This window comes from Pseudomonas trivialis, assembly GCF_036864995.1.
Lineage (GTDB): Bacteria > Pseudomonadota > Gammaproteobacteria > Pseudomonadales > Pseudomonadaceae > Aquipseudomonas > Aquipseudomonas trivialis.
Window position 1 is genome coordinate 5,048,796 of sequence record NZ_CP142151.1, and the last position, 17,663, is coordinate 5,066,458.

Below are 17,663 nucleotides of genomic sequence, written 5' to 3' on the forward strand. Positions count from 1 at the left end.
AAGTGACGCAGGTGCCATCATTGCGCCAAAGCCGGGGAAGCCGACTAACGGTCGAGCGCTACACCCCACGGGGTGCGGGAACATGGCTTTTTGGTATTCCTTTGACGCCAGAAATTTGCCACAAAATAATTAACAACCTGGTGAGTTCCGCCTATAAATAACTCTGGAGCCCTCGGGCTAAAGCCTTCTCTTTCCTTAAAAGGCCAACACCATGATCGACCTTTCCACCTGGAACCTGAGCATTCCGGTAGGCTCGCCTCCCTCGACCATCGACACCCCCAAGCTGATGAATGGCTTCAAGGACCAGTACTTTCAGGCTGAAGGCAGCAACGTGCAATTCTGGACACCGGTAACCGGCACGCGTACCGACAATGCCATCTACCCCCGCAGCGAACTGCGCGAAACCTACGCCGACGGCCGCCTGCGCAACTGGAACTACCCCGACGCCGACAACTTCCTGCGCGCGACCCTGGAAGTGAATCAGGTGCCTTCCAGCGGCAAGGTCGTGATCGGCCAGATTCATGCCTACGACAGCCAGAAACCACTGATCAAGCTGGAATATCAGTTCAAGGAAAAAACCCAGAGCGGCAACATCGTCGCCAAAGTGCGCATGCGCCCGGACGACGAAGAAAGCCGCGTGATCACCGTCGCCACCAATGTGCCGCTGGACAAGAGCTTTACCTACGTGATCAATCTCAACAAGGCCGGGCTGCTGAGCGTGGAGGCTGCGGACGGGCAATGGAACGAGCGCATCGGCGCGGCATGGGGTGCGAAGCCTTTGTACTTCAAGGCGGGAGTGTACGTGCAGGACAACAGCGGCGACAGCAAGGAAGGCGCGCGGGTGAAGTTTGCGAAGTTGGATATTGATCACGAGTGACCTGATTCGTCCCTTGCGACGCTAAGCACGCTCCTGCGTGAGCGCCGGACGTATCTGGCGCTCACGCCGTGCAGCCTTAAAAAACCCACCACTATGGCAGCACCAACGTTATCTGTTTTGGCTGAAAAATATAAACCGTATTAGCGGAAATGGATGTAAAGGTAGAGTTAATCTCAATATCCCCCGGCCCGAGGGTTCTCATCGAGGGCATACCCACACCTACCATCAGGTCAACCGGTGCAGTGCCAGCGAATACCGTATATGAATGATTAAGGACCGCCGAAGGACTGCCCGTCGTTATATTTTCAATAGTAACCTCCCATGTATCGCCTGCCTGTAGCTTAACCGGCAACACACTGCCGGGCACCATCAAACCAAAGCCGCCATAATATTGAAACGTCGCATAGGGCTTATTATATAGGGTGTAGGCCACGTTTGATTTATCGGCGGGATCAAACCCTACTTGATCCTCAAGTTTATCGGTAAAAAAGTCCGAATAATAGGCATCAGGCTCTATCGAAAGCACTCTAAATTTAAATGGCATAACGCACCTCACATCGCAGTTGATCAAATTATGACAAGTGCAAAGTCAGGCACGTGTACCGGAGTTGCAAGGCGCCCACACGTGCCCTTCGTACTGCTACGCAACTGAAAACTATGGCATCACCAACGTTATCTGTCTTGTCGGAAAAATATAAATAGTACTGGTAGAAATGGACGTGAAGTAAGAGTCAACTTCAATAACGCCGGGCCCGAGTTTGTACATCCCGGGTCTGATACTCACTCCTGTGGCAAAATACTGCGGCGCTGTACCAGGATGCACCGTAGAAATATGGTTAAATACCGCCAAGGGGTCGCCCGTCGTTATATTTTGCATATCCACGTTCCATGTATCGCCAGGCTGTGGTTTAACGGGCAGCACACTGAAGGGCACCCTTAAATTAAAGCCGCCTTGATATTGAAACCTCGCATAAGGTTTATTATATTTAGTGTAGGCAACATTTAACGGGTCTTTATGATCAAAACCGACATCATCTTCCAGCGGATCCAGAGAAAATTCCGAATAGTAGTACTCAGGCTCAATCGAAAGTACTCTGTATCTGAATGGCATCATGCACCTCACATGCGACGGGCCCAGGATCCTGCCTATTGAAAACGATCATATAAGCCTTGCGATGCAAAACAACTGTCAACCTTGACAGTTGACAATCCCACCCCCATACCTTGCAAGCAGCAAGGCCCACGATGTCTGCCAGTTCTTCGCAAGCACGCTTGCGCCTACCTCATGTTATTCACTGCACATCAGCATAAAACCCATAGACGAATCACCCGCTGGTTTGTCATCACCTACCATGAGGGTCAGAACGTTAACGTAATTTATAGCGGGGACACTGCCTAACTTGGCGTGACCGTAGAAAACGTGATCATTGGAACTGACGTCAGTAACCGAAACCGCACAGAAGCGCGGCTTTTCTTTAAAAATACCGGGGATAAATCTGACCTTGTAATCTGAAAAGTAATCGGGCTGTGCAGTCAACTTCACCTCCGTTATCCACTCCGGTGATTGCGTGGTAATAGTGCCATCTTTATCGATAGACGCCGTGAATATCTGATTTTTTGCGAATACGGGCGCAGCCGTACCCATCGCCAGCAAGGCCATGATTGCGCCAGCAGCTTTGATAAATCTCATCATCAATGTTCCTTTGTTGAATGGGGTGTATTGCAGCCGTTACCTTAAACCACCCAAGCCGGATAAGATCACCGTTTTAAAGACAGTCAGAAAAAATAGAAATTACTGCAGGCATTGAGGATTTAAACTTACAAAGGCAATGGAATACCCAAGGCACTTCCCAATATCACGAGATTATTTACGTTTGCCAATTCTGCAGGACGGCACAAAACCGGACCTTGCCCAGCCTTAGCACTTACGACTCGCCATTCATGAATAGCAAAAACCAAAACAGTATTAAATATATACTTCCCGAATGAAAAACATAGACTGCATTAGCAGAATACAATTTGAAACTACAATTTTTTTCAATTATATTTGCGCCCAACGCTCTAGTGGCCGACATTTTTAAAAAGCACGCACATCCTGTTTACTGCCAGCATCAATTGTGCCTTTAACGTTAAAAACCGCTGCGGGATTCATCTTACCTGCATTGATATCAACTGAATTTGATCCTCCAGCCCCCCCAGGGCCAAACGGTTTCATTATGCCTCCCGGCGTCTTACATACATTTGCTGTCAAGGACGCCGCTGGCAATCAATTTGGCTTTCTCAGATCGATATACGCTTGCTGGGCTTTTAAATATCAAACTTTTTTAACCACAACGATAAAAATGAAAAGCGCCTCTCCTAAACCTTGAATCGCTTACTGCGTAGAAGCGCCAACTACAGCAACTCCAGAAGCACCTGCCTCTCCTGAAGAAGATAGATCGTATTAGTGGAGACTGACGTGTAAGCAGAAGTTATTTCAATTTCACCCAAGCCAAGCAAAACCATATTAGGCACCGATACGAATATATATAAACTCGAAACCACTCGCTCAGCATTAACCACTCTTGAATCCGTAAAAAAAGCCGATAAGTCATTCGTCTGGATATTCTTAATATTAACTTCCCACTTGTCGCCACTCTTTGGTATAAAGGGCAATGCGCTGTAGGGCAACTCTAAACTCATGCCATACGAATACGCATATTTTTCATACGTTACATTGGGTTTAGTGTATGTAGTATGTGGTGGCTTCTCGGAATAAAAGACGATTTCATTCTCGATCGTATGCTGAAACCCATGTGAACAGTAGGCATCAGGCGCTATCGCAAGTATTTTATATCTGAACGCCATCACGCACCTCATAAATTTGTTAATCTACGGACATGCTTCAAACCTCATCATAGAAGCCTTACCTTACAAAACAACTGCCAACATTCACAATTGACAAGCAGTTAGACAGACATATACAAATACATTCTGACTTTGAACAACCAAAACAGTAAGCTCGCCAACATAATACCACTCGATAAAAATCCAAAAAAAGCCCGCATTGCTGCGTGCCTCTTTTTAAACACCTGAGATTCAGTTCACCTTGGTGTTCAACTCACCGGTCAAAACTGGATATCTATCAATTTTAAATGAGGACTCATCAAAACGTTAAACACACTAAACTCTTCTGCAATAAACGGACGTGTCCGGCCTCACGCTTACAAGGTTTTTATGGAAAACTACGACAATATCAAATTTATTTGTATTGGCTGAAAAATATAGATTGCATTAGCAGAATACGATTTAAAGGAACAATTAATTTCGATTACACCTGCACCGAGTATTTTAATCGATGGCATATTTAAAAACTCACGCACATCCTGCTTATTACGACCAGCATCAATCGTTTTTGTAAAGCTAAAGACCGCCGCGGGATCACTCGTCGTGACATTTATAATATCAACAGTCCATTCATCACCCGTTTTTGGTGCAACGGGCAATACACTGAAGGGCATCACTAAACCCATACCACCCAAATACTTAAATGTCACATTAGGGTTACTTGGTTGAGTGCTTGCAGTGCTTAATGTGTTTTCAGGATCAAAATTCATTCCGTCTTCGAGTTTATTCGTATAAAAATCCGAACCGTACACATCAAGCGATATCAAAAGCAATTTATGTCTGAATGGCATCATACACCTCACATAATTACTCATCCAACGGCGCCTATTGAACGATGATCATAGAAGCCTTGCCATGGAAAACAACTGCCGACCTTGACAGTTGACAACCCAGGTAAAGAGCACTCAACACTATGTGAATATATTTATTAATTAAAACAGACACCTCGCGGTCACTGTGCCGCCTGATCAAATTTTTCACACAAAAAAGCCCGCATCGCTGCGGGCTTCTTTTCAATCGATCGCTGAGACTTAGTTCACCTTAGCGTTCAACTCACCCTTCAAATACCGCTGATACATCGCTTCCAACGAAATCGGCTTGATCTTCGAAGCATTGCCCGCCGTACCAAACGCTTCATAACGCGCAATGCACACATCACGCATCGCCGTCACGGTCGCACCGAAGAACTTGCGCGGGTCGAACTCGCTCGGGTTGGTGGCCATCAGGCGACGCATCGCACCGGTGGAGGCCAGGCGCAGGTCGGTGTCGATGTTGACCTTGCGCACGCCGTGCTTGATGCCTTCGACAATTTCTTCAACCGGCACGCCGTAGGTTTCTTTGATGTCGCCGCCATACTGGTTGATGATCGCCAGCCACTCCTGGGGCACAGAGGAAGAACCGTGCATCACCAGGTGGGTGTTGGGGATGCGCTTGTGGATTTCCTTGATGCGGTCGATGGCCAGTACGTCGCCGGTCGGCGGCTTGGTGAACTTGTAGGCGCCGTGGCTGGTGCCGATGGCGATGGCCAGGGCGTCGACCTGGGTCTTTTTCACGAAGTCAGCGGCTTCTTCCGGGTCGGTCAGCATCTGACTGTGATCCAGCACGCCTTCGGCGCCGATGCCGTCTTCTTCGCCGGCCATGCCGGTTTCAAGCGACCCCAGGCAACCCAGCTCGCCCTCCACCGAAACGCCGCAGGCGTGAGCCATGGCCACGGTTTGCTGGGTGACGCGTACGTTGTACTCGTAGTCAGTGGGGGTCTTGCCGTCTTCGCCGAGGGAGCCGTCCATCATGACCGAGCTGAAGCCCAGTTGGATGGAGCGCTGGCACACGTCAGGGCTGGTGCCATGGTCCTGGTGCATGCACACCGGGATGTGCGGAAATTCTTCGATGGCGGCGAGGATCAGGTGACGCAGGAAAGGCGCACCGGCGTATTTGCGGGCACCGGCCGAAGCCTGGACGATCACGGGGGAGTCGGTCTTGTCAGCGGCTTCCATGATGGCGCGCATCTGCTCAAGGTTGTTGACGTTAAAGGCTGGGACGCCGTAGCCGAACTCGGCTGCGTGGTCCAGCATTTGACGCATGCTGATAAGTGCCATTGTGTTGTCTCTCCCGGTAGAGGGTCGTTAATCGTGCAAGCCTGCCGTAGCGGCGGCTGCTATTCAAGTTATTGCAGATCAAGAGGTTAAGCCTGGCCTGCTGAATCGTTATAGCTGTCGGATTCAGTTGGCTTTGCAGCCCCTTCCGATCAAATCATCGGTGGCGACCCAGTAAACCAGGCCTTCCTCACCTTTTGTGTGAAACGCCAATTGGCCGTCGCTATACAGCACACCCGAGGCTGCAACCTCTTGCTTGAGGCGATAAACCTGGTCCGAACCGCCAAGGCGCACATCCACTTCGGAGCGGGCCGCATTGGCAAATCGCCAGTTGACCTCGGCCTTGCTGTCGCAGGTCCAGGTAGTCCACTTGTCAGCAGGCTCTGCCTTGCTGAACATGTTCATGCTGCTGCAACCGGCCAACAGGGCCAGTGCCGCCAGGGCGAAAACGCCTTTCATTGCCAATCCTCGCAGGGCGGCCAACGGCCGCCAGTTGATCAGACCCGTCAAGGGCAACCCTGTTCCTGACCGTTGGGCGCGGCGTCGTATTTCTCCAGCCGTTCATTGCCGATGCGCTTGTTGATCACCGGCATGGTCTCGGCCTGCCAGTCGGCCTGGTAGCAGCTGTTCTGCGGTGCCGCTGCCTTTTCAGGCGCAGGCGGCGCGCTGGGCGTACTGCCGCAGCCGGCCAGAAGGCCCACTGCGATCACCAGTGCCAACGACTTGATCATGGGAATGCTCCTTTTCCAGATCATGGCAGGCCTCAGCCCTTGGCCCGGGTTTCCAGCACTTCAACGGCCGGCAGGACTTTGCCCTCGACGAATTCGAGGAACGCGCCGCCACCGGTAGAAATGTAGGAGATCTGATCAGCAACGCCATATTTATCGATGGCCGCCAGGGTGTCACCACCGCCGGCGATGGAGAATGCCGAGCTCTCAGCGATAGCCTTGGCCAGCACTTGGGTGCCATTGCCGAACTGGTCGAACTCGAATACGCCGACCGGGCCGTTCCACAGAATGGTCCGGGACGCCTTCAGCAGTTCAGCGAAGTTGGCCGCAGTTTGCGGGCCGATATCCAGAATCATGTCGTCATCTGCCACGTCGGCGATGAGTTTGACGGTGGCTTCGGCGCTTTCGGCGAACTCCCTGGCAACGACCACGTCGACCGGCAATGGCACACTGACCTTGGCGGCAATGGCGCGGGCGGTGTCCAGCAGGTCCGGCTCGTACAGCGACTTGCCCACCGGGTGGCCAGCAGCCGCCAGGAAGGTATTGGCAATGCCGCCGCCAACGATCAACTGGTTGCAGATCTGGCTCAGGCTGTTGAGTACATCCAGCTTGGTGGACACCTTGGAGCCAGCGACGATAGCGGCCATCGGTTGTGCAGGCGCGCCCAGGGCCTTGCCCAGTGCGTCCAGTTCAGCGGCCAGCAACGGGCCAGCAGCGGCAACCTTGGCGAACTTGGCCACGCCGTGGGTCGACCCTTCGGCGCGGTGAGCAGTACCGAAGGCGTCCATCACGAACACGTCGCACAGCGCCGCATATTGCCGGGCCAGTTCGTCGCTGTTCTTTTTCTCGCCCTTGTTGAAGCGCACGTTTTCGAACAGCACGATGTCTCCGGCTTTAACGTCGACACCGTCCAGGTAGTCGGCCACCAGCGGCACATCACGGCCCAGGGCCTTGCTCAGGTATTGCGCCACCGGCTTGAGGCTGTTTTCAGCCGAGAACTCACCTTCGGTCGGACGACCCAAGTGGGAGCAGACCATCACGGCCGCGCCTTTTTCCAGAGCCAGCTTGATGGTCGGCAGCGAGGCCAGGATTCGCGCATCGCTGGTGACCACACCGTCCTTGACGGGGACGTTGAGGTCTTCGCGAATCAGTACGCGCTTACCTTGCAGATCGAGGTCGGTCATCTTCAACACGGTCATGGGTCGCAGTTCCTGAGTTACTGTTGAGGTTGTTGGGGTGAAGCCACTTGCAGGTAGTGCTGGGCCACGTCGAGCATGCGGTTGGCAAAGCCCCATTCGTTGTCGAACCAGGCCAGGATGTTCACCAGCCGGGGGCCGGAGACGCGGGTCTGGCTGGCGTCGACGATTGCCGAATGCGGGTCGTGGTTGAAATCACAACTGGCGTGGGGCAATTCGGTATAGGCCAGCAGGCCTTTGAGCGGGCCGCGGGTGGCGGCGTCGCGCAGTATCCGGTTGACCTCCACCGCATCGGTGTCGCTGATGCTCTGCAGGGTGATGTCCAGGCAAGACACGTTTACCGTCGGCACCCGTACGGCTTTGGCCTGGATTCGCCCGGCAAGTTCCGGCAGCAATCGCTCGATGCCACGGGCCAGGCCGGTGGACACCGGGATTACCGACTGGAACGCCGAGCGCGTGCGACGCAGGTCTTCATGGTGATAGGCATCGATTACCGGCTGGTCGTTCATCGCCGAGTGAATGGTGGTAATCGACACGTAATCGATGCCGATCGACCGATCCAGCAGGCGCAACAGCGGCACGCTGCAGTTGGTGGTACAGGACGCGTTGGACACCAGCAACTCGGCGCCGGTCAGGCAGTCCTGGTTGATGCCGTAGACAATGGTGGCGTCGACATCCGCCTCGCTGGCCATCGGTTGGGAAAACAGCACACGCGGCGCGCCGGCGTCGAGAAAACGCTGGCCGTCGGCGCGGGTGTTATAGACACCGGAACATTCCAGCACCAGGTCGACGCCCAATGCCTTCCAGTCGATGCCTTCGGGGGTGGCACTGCGCAATACCTGCACGCAGTTGCCATTGATATGCAGACAGTCGTCTTCAACCCGCACTTCGCCGGGAAAGCGGCCGTGGGTGGAGTCAAAGCGTGTCAGGTATTCGATGCTGGCCATGTCGGCCAGATCGTTGATCGCGACAATCTCAAACCCGGCTGCCGCCCCTCGTTCGAACAGCGCACGCAAGACGCAACGACCAATGCGGCCGTAGCCGTTGAGTGCAACTTTGTAGGGACGCGGTTGGGGCATGGGGTTCTCGATCAACTTGGGTGAAGGGGTGAATGTGCCACCGCCTTCGCGAGCAAGCCCGCTCCCACATTTTGATCGGGTTCACAGAGTTGGAATTGTGAACCCATTCAAGTGTGGGAGCGGGCTTGCTCGCGAAGAGTCCAGCACAGCCACCTCAATCTACAGCCTTAGTCTTCCAACAGCTCTTCAGCCTGACCCAGGATATTTTCCAGGGTGAAACCGAACTCTTCGAACAACGCTGGCGCCGGTGCCGACTCACCGTAGGTGGTCATGCCGATCACGCGGCCTTCCAGGCCCACGTACTTGTACCAGTAGTCGGCGTGTGCCGCTTCGATAGCGATACGCGCACTGACCTGCAACGGCAGAACCGACTGCTTGTAGTCGGCGTCCTGGGCTTCGAACAGGCTGGTGCACGGCATGGACACAACGCGTACGTTGCGGCCTTGCTCGGTCAGCTTGTCATAGGCCTGAACGGTCAGGCCTACTTCGGAACCGGTGGAGATCAGGATCAGTTCCGGCTCGCCAATGCAGTCCTTGAGCACGTAGCCGCCACGGCTGATATCGGCGATCTGCGCTTCAGTACGCACCTGGTGTTGCAGGTTCTGACGCGAGAAGATCAGCGCCGAAGGGCCGTCCTTGCGCTCGATGGCGTGCTTCCAGGCCACGGCGGATTCCACCGCGTCGGCCGGGCGCCAGCAATCCAGGTTCGGCGTGGTGCGCAGGCTGGTCAGTTGCTCGACCGGCTGGTGCGTCGGGCCGTCTTCGCCCAGACCGATGGAGTCGTGGGTGTACACATGGATCACACGCTTCTTCATCAGCGCAGCCATACGCACGGCGTTGCGCGCGTATTCCATGAACATCAGGAAGGTCGCGCCGTAAGGCACCAGGCCGCCGTGCAGGGACACGCCGTTCATGATGGCGCTCATGCCGAACTCGCGCACGCCGTAGTACATGTAGTTGCCGCTGGCGTCTTCGGCCGACACGCCTTTGCAGCCTTTCCACAGGGTCAGGTTGGAACCGGCCAGGTCGGCCGAGCCGCCGAGGATCTCGGGCAGCAGCGGACCAAAGGCGTTCAGGGTGTTCTGGCTGGCCTTACGGCTGGCGATGGTTTCGCCCTTGGCCGCGACTTCGGCGATGTAGGCCGAGGCTTTTTCCGAGAAGTCGGCCGGCAGGTCACCGGCCAGGCGACGTACCAGTTCGTTGGCCAGTTCCGGGAATTCGGCGGAGTAGGCGGCAAAACGCTGATCCCACTCGGCTTCAGCAGCCAGGCCTTTTTCCCTGGCGTCCCATTCGGCGGCGATATCGGCCGGAATTTCGAACGGGCCGTAGTTCCACTTCAGCGCTTCGCGGGTCAGGGCGATTTCCGCGTCACCCAGCGGGGCACCGTGGCAGTCTTCCTTGCCCTGCTTGTTCGGCGAGCCGAAGCCGATGGTGGTTTTGCAGCAGATCAGGGTCGGTTGCACGCTCTTGCGTGCAGTGTCGATGGCGGTCTTGATTTCTTCCGGGTCGTGGCCGTCGACGTTGCGGATCACCTGCCAGTTGTAGGCTTCGAAACGCTTCGGAGTGTCATCGGTGAACCAGCCTTCGACTTCGCCGTCGATGGAAATGCCGTTGTCATCGTAGAAGGCAATCAGCTTGCCCAGGCCCAGAGTGCCGGCCAGGGAGGCGACTTCATGGGAAATGCCTTCCATCATGCAGCCATCACCCAGGAACACGTAGGTGTGATGGTCGACGATGTCATGGCCAGGACGGTTGAATTGCGCGCCCAGGACTTTTTCAGCCAGTGCAAAACCCACGGCGTTGGCCAGGCCCTGGCCCAGGGGACCGGTGGTGGTCTCGACGCCCGGGGTGTAGCCGAATTCCGGGTGACCCGGGGTGCGGCTGTGCAGCTGGCGGAAGCTCTTGAGGTCGTCGATGGTGACGTCGTAGCCGGTCAGGTGCAGCAGCGAATAGATCAGCATCGAACCATGGCCGTTGGACAGCACGAAGCGGTCGCGGTCGGCGAAGGAGGGATTGCTCGGGTTGTGCTTCAGGTAATCACGCCAAAGGACCTCGGCGATATCCGCCATGCCCATCGGGGCACCGGGATGGCCGCTGTTGGCTTTTTGCACGGCATCCATGCTGAGGGCACGAATGGCGTTGGCACGCTCACGACGGCTGGGCATCGCTGTTCTCCTGAGGATTCTGAATAGTGAGTGATTAAAAGAAACGGAAAAAAGGACCGGCATTTTCCCTCAGCCACCGCCTGTGGGCAATGACAGATACTCACATGAGGCCGTTTTTCCTGTGGCTGGCGCGCCAATGCCCTGTAGAACCGCGCCACCCGCTCGTCCAGAAGATAGAGCGGCTGCTTATAACTGCCACTTATCGTTCAATATCAAAACTTTTTGATATTGGCCTTGCGATGACTCCACCCCATCACTAGACTGCTGGCCTTATGAACCTGACCGTGCCTTCCCTGCGTCCCGACGATAGCGATGAGCTGGCCGCCCTGTGCAAGGCCGCCGGTGACCCGTTGCGCCTGAACGTATTGCGCGCGCTGGCCAACGATTCGTTTGGCGTGTTGGAGCTGTCGCGGATCTTCGCCATCGGTCAGTCCGGCATGAGCCACCATCTGAAGGTACTGGCTCAGGCCGACCTGGTGGCCACCCGCCGCGAAGGCAACGCCATTTTTTACCGGCGCGCCCTGCCCCACACCGACTTGCTCGGCGGCAAACTGCACGGCGCCCTGCTCGAAGAAGTCGACAACCTGAGCCTGCCCGGCGACGTGCAGACACGCATCAGCGAGGTGCACGGGCAACGCGCAGCTGCCAGCCAGGATTTTTTCTCACGGGTGGCCGAGAAGTTTCGCGCCCAGCAGGACTTGATTGCCGGCCTGCCTCAGTATCGCGAAAGCGTATTGGCGCTGCTCGACAAGTTGAGCTTCAGTAACGAGGCCACCGCACTGGAGGTAGGCCCCGGCGACGGCGGTTTCCTGCCGGACCTGGCGCGGCGTTTTGTGCAGGTCACGGCGCTGGACAACAGCCCGGCGATGCTGGAGCTGGCCCGCCAGCTGTGTGAACGCGAGGCGCTGGACAATGTCACCCTGCAACTGGCTGATGCGTTGAGCGACACGCCCCTGCAGGCCGACTGCGTGGTGCTGAACATGGTCCTGCACCATTTCGCCGCCCCGGCAGACGCCCTCAAACAAATGGCCGGGTTGCTGCACCCCGGCGGTAGCCTGCTGGTTACGGATTTATGCAGCCACAACCAGAATTGGGCCAGGGAGGCCTGCGGTGATCTCTGGTTGGGTTTTGAACAGGACGATCTGGCCCGTTGGGCCACCGCTGCGGGACTCGTTCCCGGGGAAAGCCTCTATGTAGGTTTACGTAATGGTTTCCAGATCCAGGTCCGCCATTTTCAGCGACCGGCTGGCGACACTCACCATCGGTAAATATCAGGAAATCATCGAGATGAGCGAATACTCCCTTTTCACCTCCGAGTCCGTGTCTGAAGGGCATCCGGACAAAATCGCCGACCAGATTTCCGATGCGGTGCTGGACGCCATCATTGCTGAAGACAAATTCGCCCGCGTGGCGTGCGAGACGCTGGTGAAAACCGGTGTAGCGATCATCGCCGGTGAAGTGACCACCACCGCCTGGGTCGACCTGGAGCAGATCGTTCGTGACGTGATCACCGACATTGGCTACAACAGCTCCGACGTCGGTTTCGACGGCGCGACCTGCGGCGTGATGAACATCATCGGCAAGCAGTCCCCGGACATTAACCAGGGTGTGGACCGCGCCAAGCCGGAAGACCAGGGCGCCGGCGACCAGGGCCTGATGTTCGGCTACGCCAGCAATGAAACCGACGTGCTGATGCCGGCCCCGATCACCTTCTCGCACCAGTTGGTGCAGCGCCAGGCCGAAGCCCGTAAAAGCGGCCTGCTGCCGTGGCTGCGTCCGGACGCCAAGTCCCAGGTGACCTGCCGTTATGAAGGCGGCAAAGTCGTGGGTATCGACGCCGTTGTACTGTCGACCCAGCACAACCCTGACGTTTCCTACGCCGACCTGCGCGAAGGCGTGATGGAGCTGATCGTCAAACACGTGCTGCCTGCCGAGTTGCTGAGCAAGGACACCCAGTTCCACATCAACCCGACCGGCCAGTTCATCATCGGTGGCCCGGTGGGTGACTGCGGCCTCACCGGTCGCAAGATCATCGTCGACAGCTACGGCGGCATGGCCCGTCACGGCGGCGGCGCGTTCTCGGGTAAAGACCCGTCCAAGGTTGACCGTTCGGCGGCCTACGCAGGTCGTTATGTGGCCAAGAACATCGTGGCCGCCGGCTTGGCCGAGCGCTGCGAGATTCAGGTTTCCTACGCGATCGGCGTGGCCCAGCCTACGTCGATCTCGCTGAATACCTTCGGCACCGGCAAGATCAGCGACGACAAGATCGTCAAGCTGGTGCGTGAGATCTTTGACCTGCGCCCGTACGCAATCACCACCATGCTCGACCTGCTGCACCCGATGTACCAGGAAACCGCAGCCTACGGGCACTTCGGCCGTACGCCTGCGCAGAAGACCGTCGGCGACGACACCTTCACCACCTTTACCTGGGAAAAAACCGACCGCGCCAACGACCTGCGCACCGCCGCCGGCCTGTAACTTCGGCAAGCGGAAATACCCGGTAAAAAGCCCCGCCCTGTCGGGGCTTTTTTGTGCCCGTGGGAATCATTTAGGCTGAGGACCCTTTTCGAGCAAGGATGCTCATGATGCGTCTGGTGATTGTTCTCTTACTCTGTACCCTGGCCTGTCGAACATGGGCCGAAGATTGCCCCCCACAAGCGCAAATGCAGGTCGGCACCCTGGCCGAACAGATCCGATTGTGGGACGACAGCTACCACCGCCTCGGCCAGTCGCCCGTCAGCGATGAACTCTACGACCAGGCCCGCCAGCGTTTGGCCAACTGGCGCCAGTGTTTCCCCCAAACCACAACGGTGGCTGACCAGCCATTGGCCAGCGCGCGGGGCACGCTGCGCCATCCGGTCGCCCATACCGGCCTGGAAAAGCTCGCCGACGAAGCGGCCGTCGCAGCCTGGCTGAGCAATCGGCATGACGTGTGGGTTCAGCCCAAGGTTGACGGCGTCGCCGTCACGCTGCGGTACCGCAAAGGCCGCCTGACGCAGGTGATCAGCCGCGGCGATGGCCAGCTCGGCCAGGACTGGTCGGTGTCTGCGCGCAGGATTCCCGGCATTGTCCAGCAACTGCCGGAGCCCCTCGACCTGCTGCTGCAGGGCGAACTCTACTGGCGCCTCGACGACCACGTGCAATCGGCGCAGGGCGGGCTCAACAATCGCGGCAAGGTGGCCGGCCTGATGAACCGCCGACAGTTGAGTGACGCCGAGGCCGCCGGCATCGGCCTGTTCGTCTGGGCCTGGCCGGAAGGCCCACCCTCCTTCGTCGAACGCCTGGCCAGCCTTGAGCGCTGGGGCTTCAGCGATACCCGGCGCTACAGCCAGCCCATCCAGAACATCACCGATGCCGCACACTGGCGCACCTATTGGTACAACCAGCCCCTGCCTTTCGCCAGCGACGGCGTTGTGCTGCACCAGGCGCAGCGCGCACCCGCCGAGCGCTGGAAAGCCAGCCCGCCTTACTGGGCGGCCGCCTGGAAATACCCGACGGCCAAAGCCCTGGCGCTGGTGCGTGACGTCCAGTTCAAGATCGGTCGCACCGGGCGTATCACACCCATACTCGAACTCGAACCGGTGCGGCTGGACGACCGGCAGATCAGCCGGGTGAGTGCCGGCTCGCTGAAGCGCTGGCAAGCCCTGGACATCCGCCCTGGCGACCAGGTGTCGATCACCCTGGCCGGACAGATCATCCCGCATCTAGACCAAGTCATCCTGCGCAGCACCCACAGGGAGGACCTGGCCGTACCCGACCCGCGTCACTATCACGCCTTGAGTTGCTGGCAACTGGATCCGGGGTGCAATGAGCAGTTGCTCGCACGCCTGACCTGGCTGAGTGGTAACCAGGGGCTCGCACTGCCCCATATGGGCCGCGAAACCTGGAGCCTGTTGATCGAGGCAGGCCTGATCGCGAGCCTGCTCGATTGGTTGACCCTGGATGCAACAGAGCTTGCTAACATTGACGGCTTCGGTGATCGCAGCCGCGCGCGGGTAATTGACAGCCTGCGCAGCGCCCGGCAACGGCCGTTCGCGCAATGGCTCAAAGCCTTGGGTGTACCGCCTGCGGCACGCAACAATCTGCAAGGCGATTGGCAGACGCTGGTCGCCAGAGACCACCAGGCCTGGCTCGCCATCGATGGCATAGGCCCGGGTCGCGCGGCGCAACTGAGCGCTTTTTTTCGCGATCCGCACGTGCTGAGCCTGGCTGAAACACTACGCGTGGCCGGTATAGACGGGTTTTGAACCCTGCCCGGCCCCTTCGATTGCGACCCTGGAGTAATACATGAAATTTCTAGCCCCTTTCGCGCTGTTTACCGTCGCCAGTTTCATGACCATGCCGCTGCTGGCCGCTGAAGAAACCGACCCACTCACAGGCTGCGCCGCCAAGCGCCAGGCCATCAGCACCCAGATCGAGCAGGCCAGGGCGCAGGGCAACGGTGCGCAGCAGGCAGGCCTGGAAAAGGCACTGAGTGAAGTCACCGCCAACTGCACAGACGCATCCCTGAAAAAGGAGCGTGAGAACAAGGTGCTCGACGCCAAGCACGAAGTCAGCCGCCGTCAGGCCGACCTCGACAAGGCGATGAAAAAGGGTGACGCCGACAAGATCAACAAACGCAAGGACAAGCTGGCCGAGTCGCGCAAGGAGCTGCAGGACGCGGTGGAAGAGCTTGACCAATAACGGCCGCCAGTGATCGCAAAATTGTTTTCAGGAAGTGCATGCATGAATGTCACCGTTAAACCCTGGGGCCGCCGCCTGGCGTGGGCCCTACCGATGATCGCGCTGCTGGCCGGCTGCGACATGGGCAAAGACAACGGCAATGTCGCCGTTGAACCAGAGCCTGCCAAGCCCCCCGCCATCGCCACGTATGTCGGCGCGCCGTGGGAAGCCTTGCCTACCGTGTCCGACAGCGACCTGCTGGCCGGGTTCGAGTCCTGGCGCAGCGCCTGCCAACGCCTCAAAGCCGACCCGGTCTGGGGCACGACCTGCGCCGCAGCGGCCAGCGTGCCCGCCGATGCAGTGGCAGTGCGCGGTTTTCTCAAGGAGCGTCTGGACGTGTTCGGCCTGCGCTCGGCGGACGACAGCGCGAACGGCTTGATCACCGGCTATTACGAGCCGGTCTACCCCGGCAGCCTGACCGAAACCGCCAGCGCCCACGTGCCGGTGTACGGCGTACCGGATGACCTGATCATCGTCAATCTGGAGAGCATCTACCCCGAACTCAAAGGCAAACGCCTGCGCGGGCGCCTCGAAGGCCGCGTGCTCAAGCCTTATGACGATGCGGCCACCGTCAACAGCCAGGGCTCCACGGCCAAACCGATTGCCTGGCTGACCAACCCCATGGACCTGCAATTCCTGCAGATCCAGGGCTCCGGCCGTATTCAACTGGCCGATGGGCGCCAACTGCGCGTCGGCTATGGTGACCAGAACGGCTACCCCTACCGCCCCATTGGCCGTTGGCTGGTGGAGCAGGGCGAGCTGAAAAAAGAAGACGTGACCATGGGCGCCATCAGCGCCTGGGCCAAGGCCAACCCGCAACGCATACCCGAACTGCTGGCGAGCAATCCCAGCTACGTCTTCTTCAGCGCCCGCCCCGACAGCAACGAAGGCCCACGCGGCTCGCTCAATGTGCCCCTGACCGCCGGCTACAGCGTGGCGGTGGACCGCAAGGTCATCCCGCTGGGCAGTCTGCTGTGGCTGTCGACCACCAAACCGGACGGCTCACCCATCGCCCGACCGGTGGCCGCTCAGGACACCGGTGGCGCGATCACCGGCGAAGTGCGTGCGGACCTGTTCTGGGGCACCGGGGAGGCGGCGGGTGAATTGGCAGGCAACATGAAGCAGCAAGGGCAAATCTGGATGCTCTGGCCCAAGGGCGTAGCGTTGCCGCATGTACCGGATGCGCCGACCGGGACCTGACAACGCTATCGCCCAGCAAACTGAGGCTTTGTGGAGAGCGGGTCTGTTGTGGCGAGCGGGCTTGCCCCGCGTTGGGGTGCGAAGCGCCCCTAATTCAAGGGAAACGCGGGTTACCTGACGCTGCTCAGAACATGGGTTTGGGGCTGCTGCGCAGCCCAACGCGGGGCAAGCCCGCTCGCCACAGATCAGCCCCACCAAGACAGGCAGGTTTGCATCAGGCCTCAGATCGAGACGAAGAAGAAACTCGCAATCAGTGCCATGCCCACCACCCACACCAGCGAACGCAGCATCGCCCAGTCCGCCAGGTAGCAAATGATGTACAGCAGACGACTAGTGATAAACAGCACCGCCAGCACATTGATGGTCACCAGTTCGGCCGTGCCGGCCAGGTGCGCGATGATCACCGCCGCGGCGAACGCCGGGGTCACTTCAAAGCTGTTGAGTTGCGCACTGTGGGCGCGTTTGGCAAACCCATCGAGGGTTTCCAGGTAGGCGCGAGGGTCGTGGTTCTGCCGTGGGCCAAACTTGCCGCCGCTGAACTTGGCCACCCCCGTGCACAGGTAAGGCAGGAAAATTGCGATCAATACACACCAGAAAGCTACCGTCATCACTGAATTCCTTTTGTCGTTTTATGCAGCAATTAGCGTTCTAGCACTAAAAACGCCCAATCGCACCTAACCGCTTAGGTGCCATGGCACACACAAAGGTTCTATCGCG

19 protein-coding genes are annotated in these 17,663 nt (G+C 57.8%); 6 read left to right on the top strand and 13 right to left on the bottom strand.

The window, feature by feature from the left end; translation table 11 throughout:
- Window positions 1-211 precede the first annotated feature (211 nt).
- Window positions 212-877 carry a polysaccharide lyase family 7 protein gene (locus VRB54_RS22370; protein WP_338478790.1) on the top strand — a complete coding sequence of 222 codons (666 nt, stop codon included), beginning with the start codon at window positions 212-214 and terminating at the stop codon, window positions 875-877.
- A gap of 91 nt (window positions 878-968) precedes the next feature.
- Here VRB54_RS22370 and VRB54_RS22375 read toward each other — a convergent pair whose 3' ends face one another.
- The 12 genes from VRB54_RS22375 to tkt all read right to left on the bottom strand — a co-directional run bounded on the left by VRB54_RS22375 (window position 969) and on the right by tkt (window position 11,024).
- Window positions 969-1,421, bottom strand: coding sequence for a hypothetical protein (locus VRB54_RS22375; protein ID WP_338478791.1), 453 nt, complete (start codon window positions 1,419-1,421; stop codon window positions 969-971).
- Between the two features lie 111 nt (window positions 1,422-1,532).
- The gene (locus tag VRB54_RS22380; protein WP_338478792.1) at window positions 1,533-1,991 is read right to left on the bottom strand and encodes a hypothetical protein; all 459 of its coding nucleotides are present in this window, start codon (window positions 1,989-1,991) and stop codon (window positions 1,533-1,535) included.
- A gap of 174 nt (window positions 1,992-2,165) precedes the next feature.
- Window positions 2,166-2,570 (bottom strand): hypothetical protein, encoded by a 405-nt coding sequence (locus VRB54_RS22385; RefSeq protein WP_422396066.1) that lies wholly within the window; start codon window positions 2,568-2,570, stop codon window positions 2,166-2,168.
- Between the two features lie 384 nt (window positions 2,571-2,954).
- Entirely contained in the window at window positions 2,955-3,092 is a 138-nt protein-coding gene (locus VRB54_RS22390; RefSeq protein WP_338478794.1) for a hypothetical protein, read from the bottom strand.
- Between the two features lie 179 nt (window positions 3,093-3,271).
- On the bottom strand, window positions 3,272-3,724 hold the full coding sequence (locus tag VRB54_RS22395; RefSeq protein ID WP_338478795.1) for a hypothetical protein: 453 nt from the start codon (window positions 3,722-3,724) through the stop codon (window positions 3,272-3,274).
- A gap of 377 nt (window positions 3,725-4,101) precedes the next feature.
- Window positions 4,102-4,578 carry a hypothetical protein gene (locus VRB54_RS22400; RefSeq protein ID WP_338478796.1) on the bottom strand — a complete coding sequence of 159 codons (477 nt, stop codon included), beginning with the start codon at window positions 4,576-4,578 and terminating at the stop codon, window positions 4,102-4,104.
- A gap of 216 nt (window positions 4,579-4,794) precedes the next feature.
- Window positions 4,795-5,859 (bottom strand): class II fructose-bisphosphate aldolase, encoded by a 1,065-nt coding sequence (fba, locus tag VRB54_RS22405; RefSeq protein ID WP_003234513.1) that lies wholly within the window; start codon window positions 5,857-5,859, stop codon window positions 4,795-4,797.
- Window positions 5,860-5,982: 123 nt separating this feature from the next.
- Window positions 5,983-6,315 carry an MliC family protein gene (locus VRB54_RS22410; RefSeq protein WP_338478797.1) on the bottom strand — a complete coding sequence of 111 codons (333 nt, stop codon included), beginning with the start codon at window positions 6,313-6,315 and terminating at the stop codon, window positions 5,983-5,985.
- Window positions 6,316-6,362: 47 nt separating this feature from the next.
- Window positions 6,363-6,587, bottom strand: a complete 225-nt coding sequence (locus VRB54_RS22415) for a hypothetical protein (RefSeq protein ID WP_338478798.1) — start codon at window positions 6,585-6,587, stop codon at window positions 6,363-6,365.
- A gap of 32 nt (window positions 6,588-6,619) precedes the next feature.
- Complete coding sequence (locus VRB54_RS22420; protein ID WP_338478799.1) at window positions 6,620-7,783, bottom strand: phosphoglycerate kinase; 1,164 nt, start codon at window positions 7,781-7,783, stop codon at window positions 6,620-6,622.
- A gap of 17 nt (window positions 7,784-7,800) precedes the next feature.
- Window positions 7,801-8,859, bottom strand: coding sequence for an erythrose-4-phosphate dehydrogenase (epd, locus tag VRB54_RS22425; protein WP_338478800.1), 1,059 nt, complete (start codon window positions 8,857-8,859; stop codon window positions 7,801-7,803).
- Between the two features lie 167 nt (window positions 8,860-9,026).
- Window positions 9,027-11,024: a transketolase gene (tkt, locus tag VRB54_RS22430; protein WP_338478801.1), complete on the bottom strand. Its 1,998-nt coding sequence runs from the start codon at window positions 11,022-11,024 to the stop codon at window positions 9,027-9,029.
- A gap of 272 nt (window positions 11,025-11,296) precedes the next feature.
- On the opposite strand from tkt, the gene VRB54_RS22435 reads away from it, so the two are divergent.
- The 5 genes from VRB54_RS22435 to VRB54_RS22455 all read left to right on the top strand — a co-directional run bounded on the left by VRB54_RS22435 (window position 11,297) and on the right by VRB54_RS22455 (window position 16,946).
- Window positions 11,297-12,292 (top strand): metalloregulator ArsR/SmtB family transcription factor, encoded by a 996-nt coding sequence (locus VRB54_RS22435; protein WP_338478802.1) that lies wholly within the window; start codon window positions 11,297-11,299, stop codon window positions 12,290-12,292.
- A 19-nt stretch (window positions 12,293-12,311) separates the two neighbouring features.
- Window positions 12,312-13,502, top strand: coding sequence for a methionine adenosyltransferase (gene metK, locus VRB54_RS22440; protein ID WP_083356355.1), 1,191 nt, complete (start codon window positions 12,312-12,314; stop codon window positions 13,500-13,502).
- 104 nt (window positions 13,503-13,606) lie between these two features.
- Complete coding sequence (gene ligB / locus VRB54_RS22445; RefSeq protein ID WP_338478804.1) at window positions 13,607-15,271, top strand: NAD-dependent DNA ligase LigB; 1,665 nt, start codon at window positions 13,607-13,609, stop codon at window positions 15,269-15,271.
- 40 nt (window positions 15,272-15,311) lie between these two features.
- On the top strand, window positions 15,312-15,707 hold the full coding sequence (locus VRB54_RS22450) for a DUF1090 domain-containing protein (RefSeq protein ID WP_338478806.1): 396 nt from the start codon (window positions 15,312-15,314) through the stop codon (window positions 15,705-15,707).
- Window positions 15,708-15,749: 42 nt separating this feature from the next.
- Window positions 15,750-16,946: a murein transglycosylase A gene (locus VRB54_RS22455; RefSeq protein ID WP_338478807.1), complete on the top strand. Its 1,197-nt coding sequence runs from the start codon at window positions 15,750-15,752 to the stop codon at window positions 16,944-16,946.
- Window positions 16,947-17,167: 221 nt separating this feature from the next.
- Here the strand turns inward: VRB54_RS22455 and VRB54_RS22460 are convergent, their stop codons facing one another.
- The gene (locus tag VRB54_RS22460) at window positions 17,168-17,554 is read right to left on the bottom strand and encodes an MAPEG family protein (RefSeq protein ID WP_057006563.1); all 387 of its coding nucleotides are present in this window, start codon (window positions 17,552-17,554) and stop codon (window positions 17,168-17,170) included.
- Window positions 17,555-17,663 lie beyond the last annotated feature (109 nt).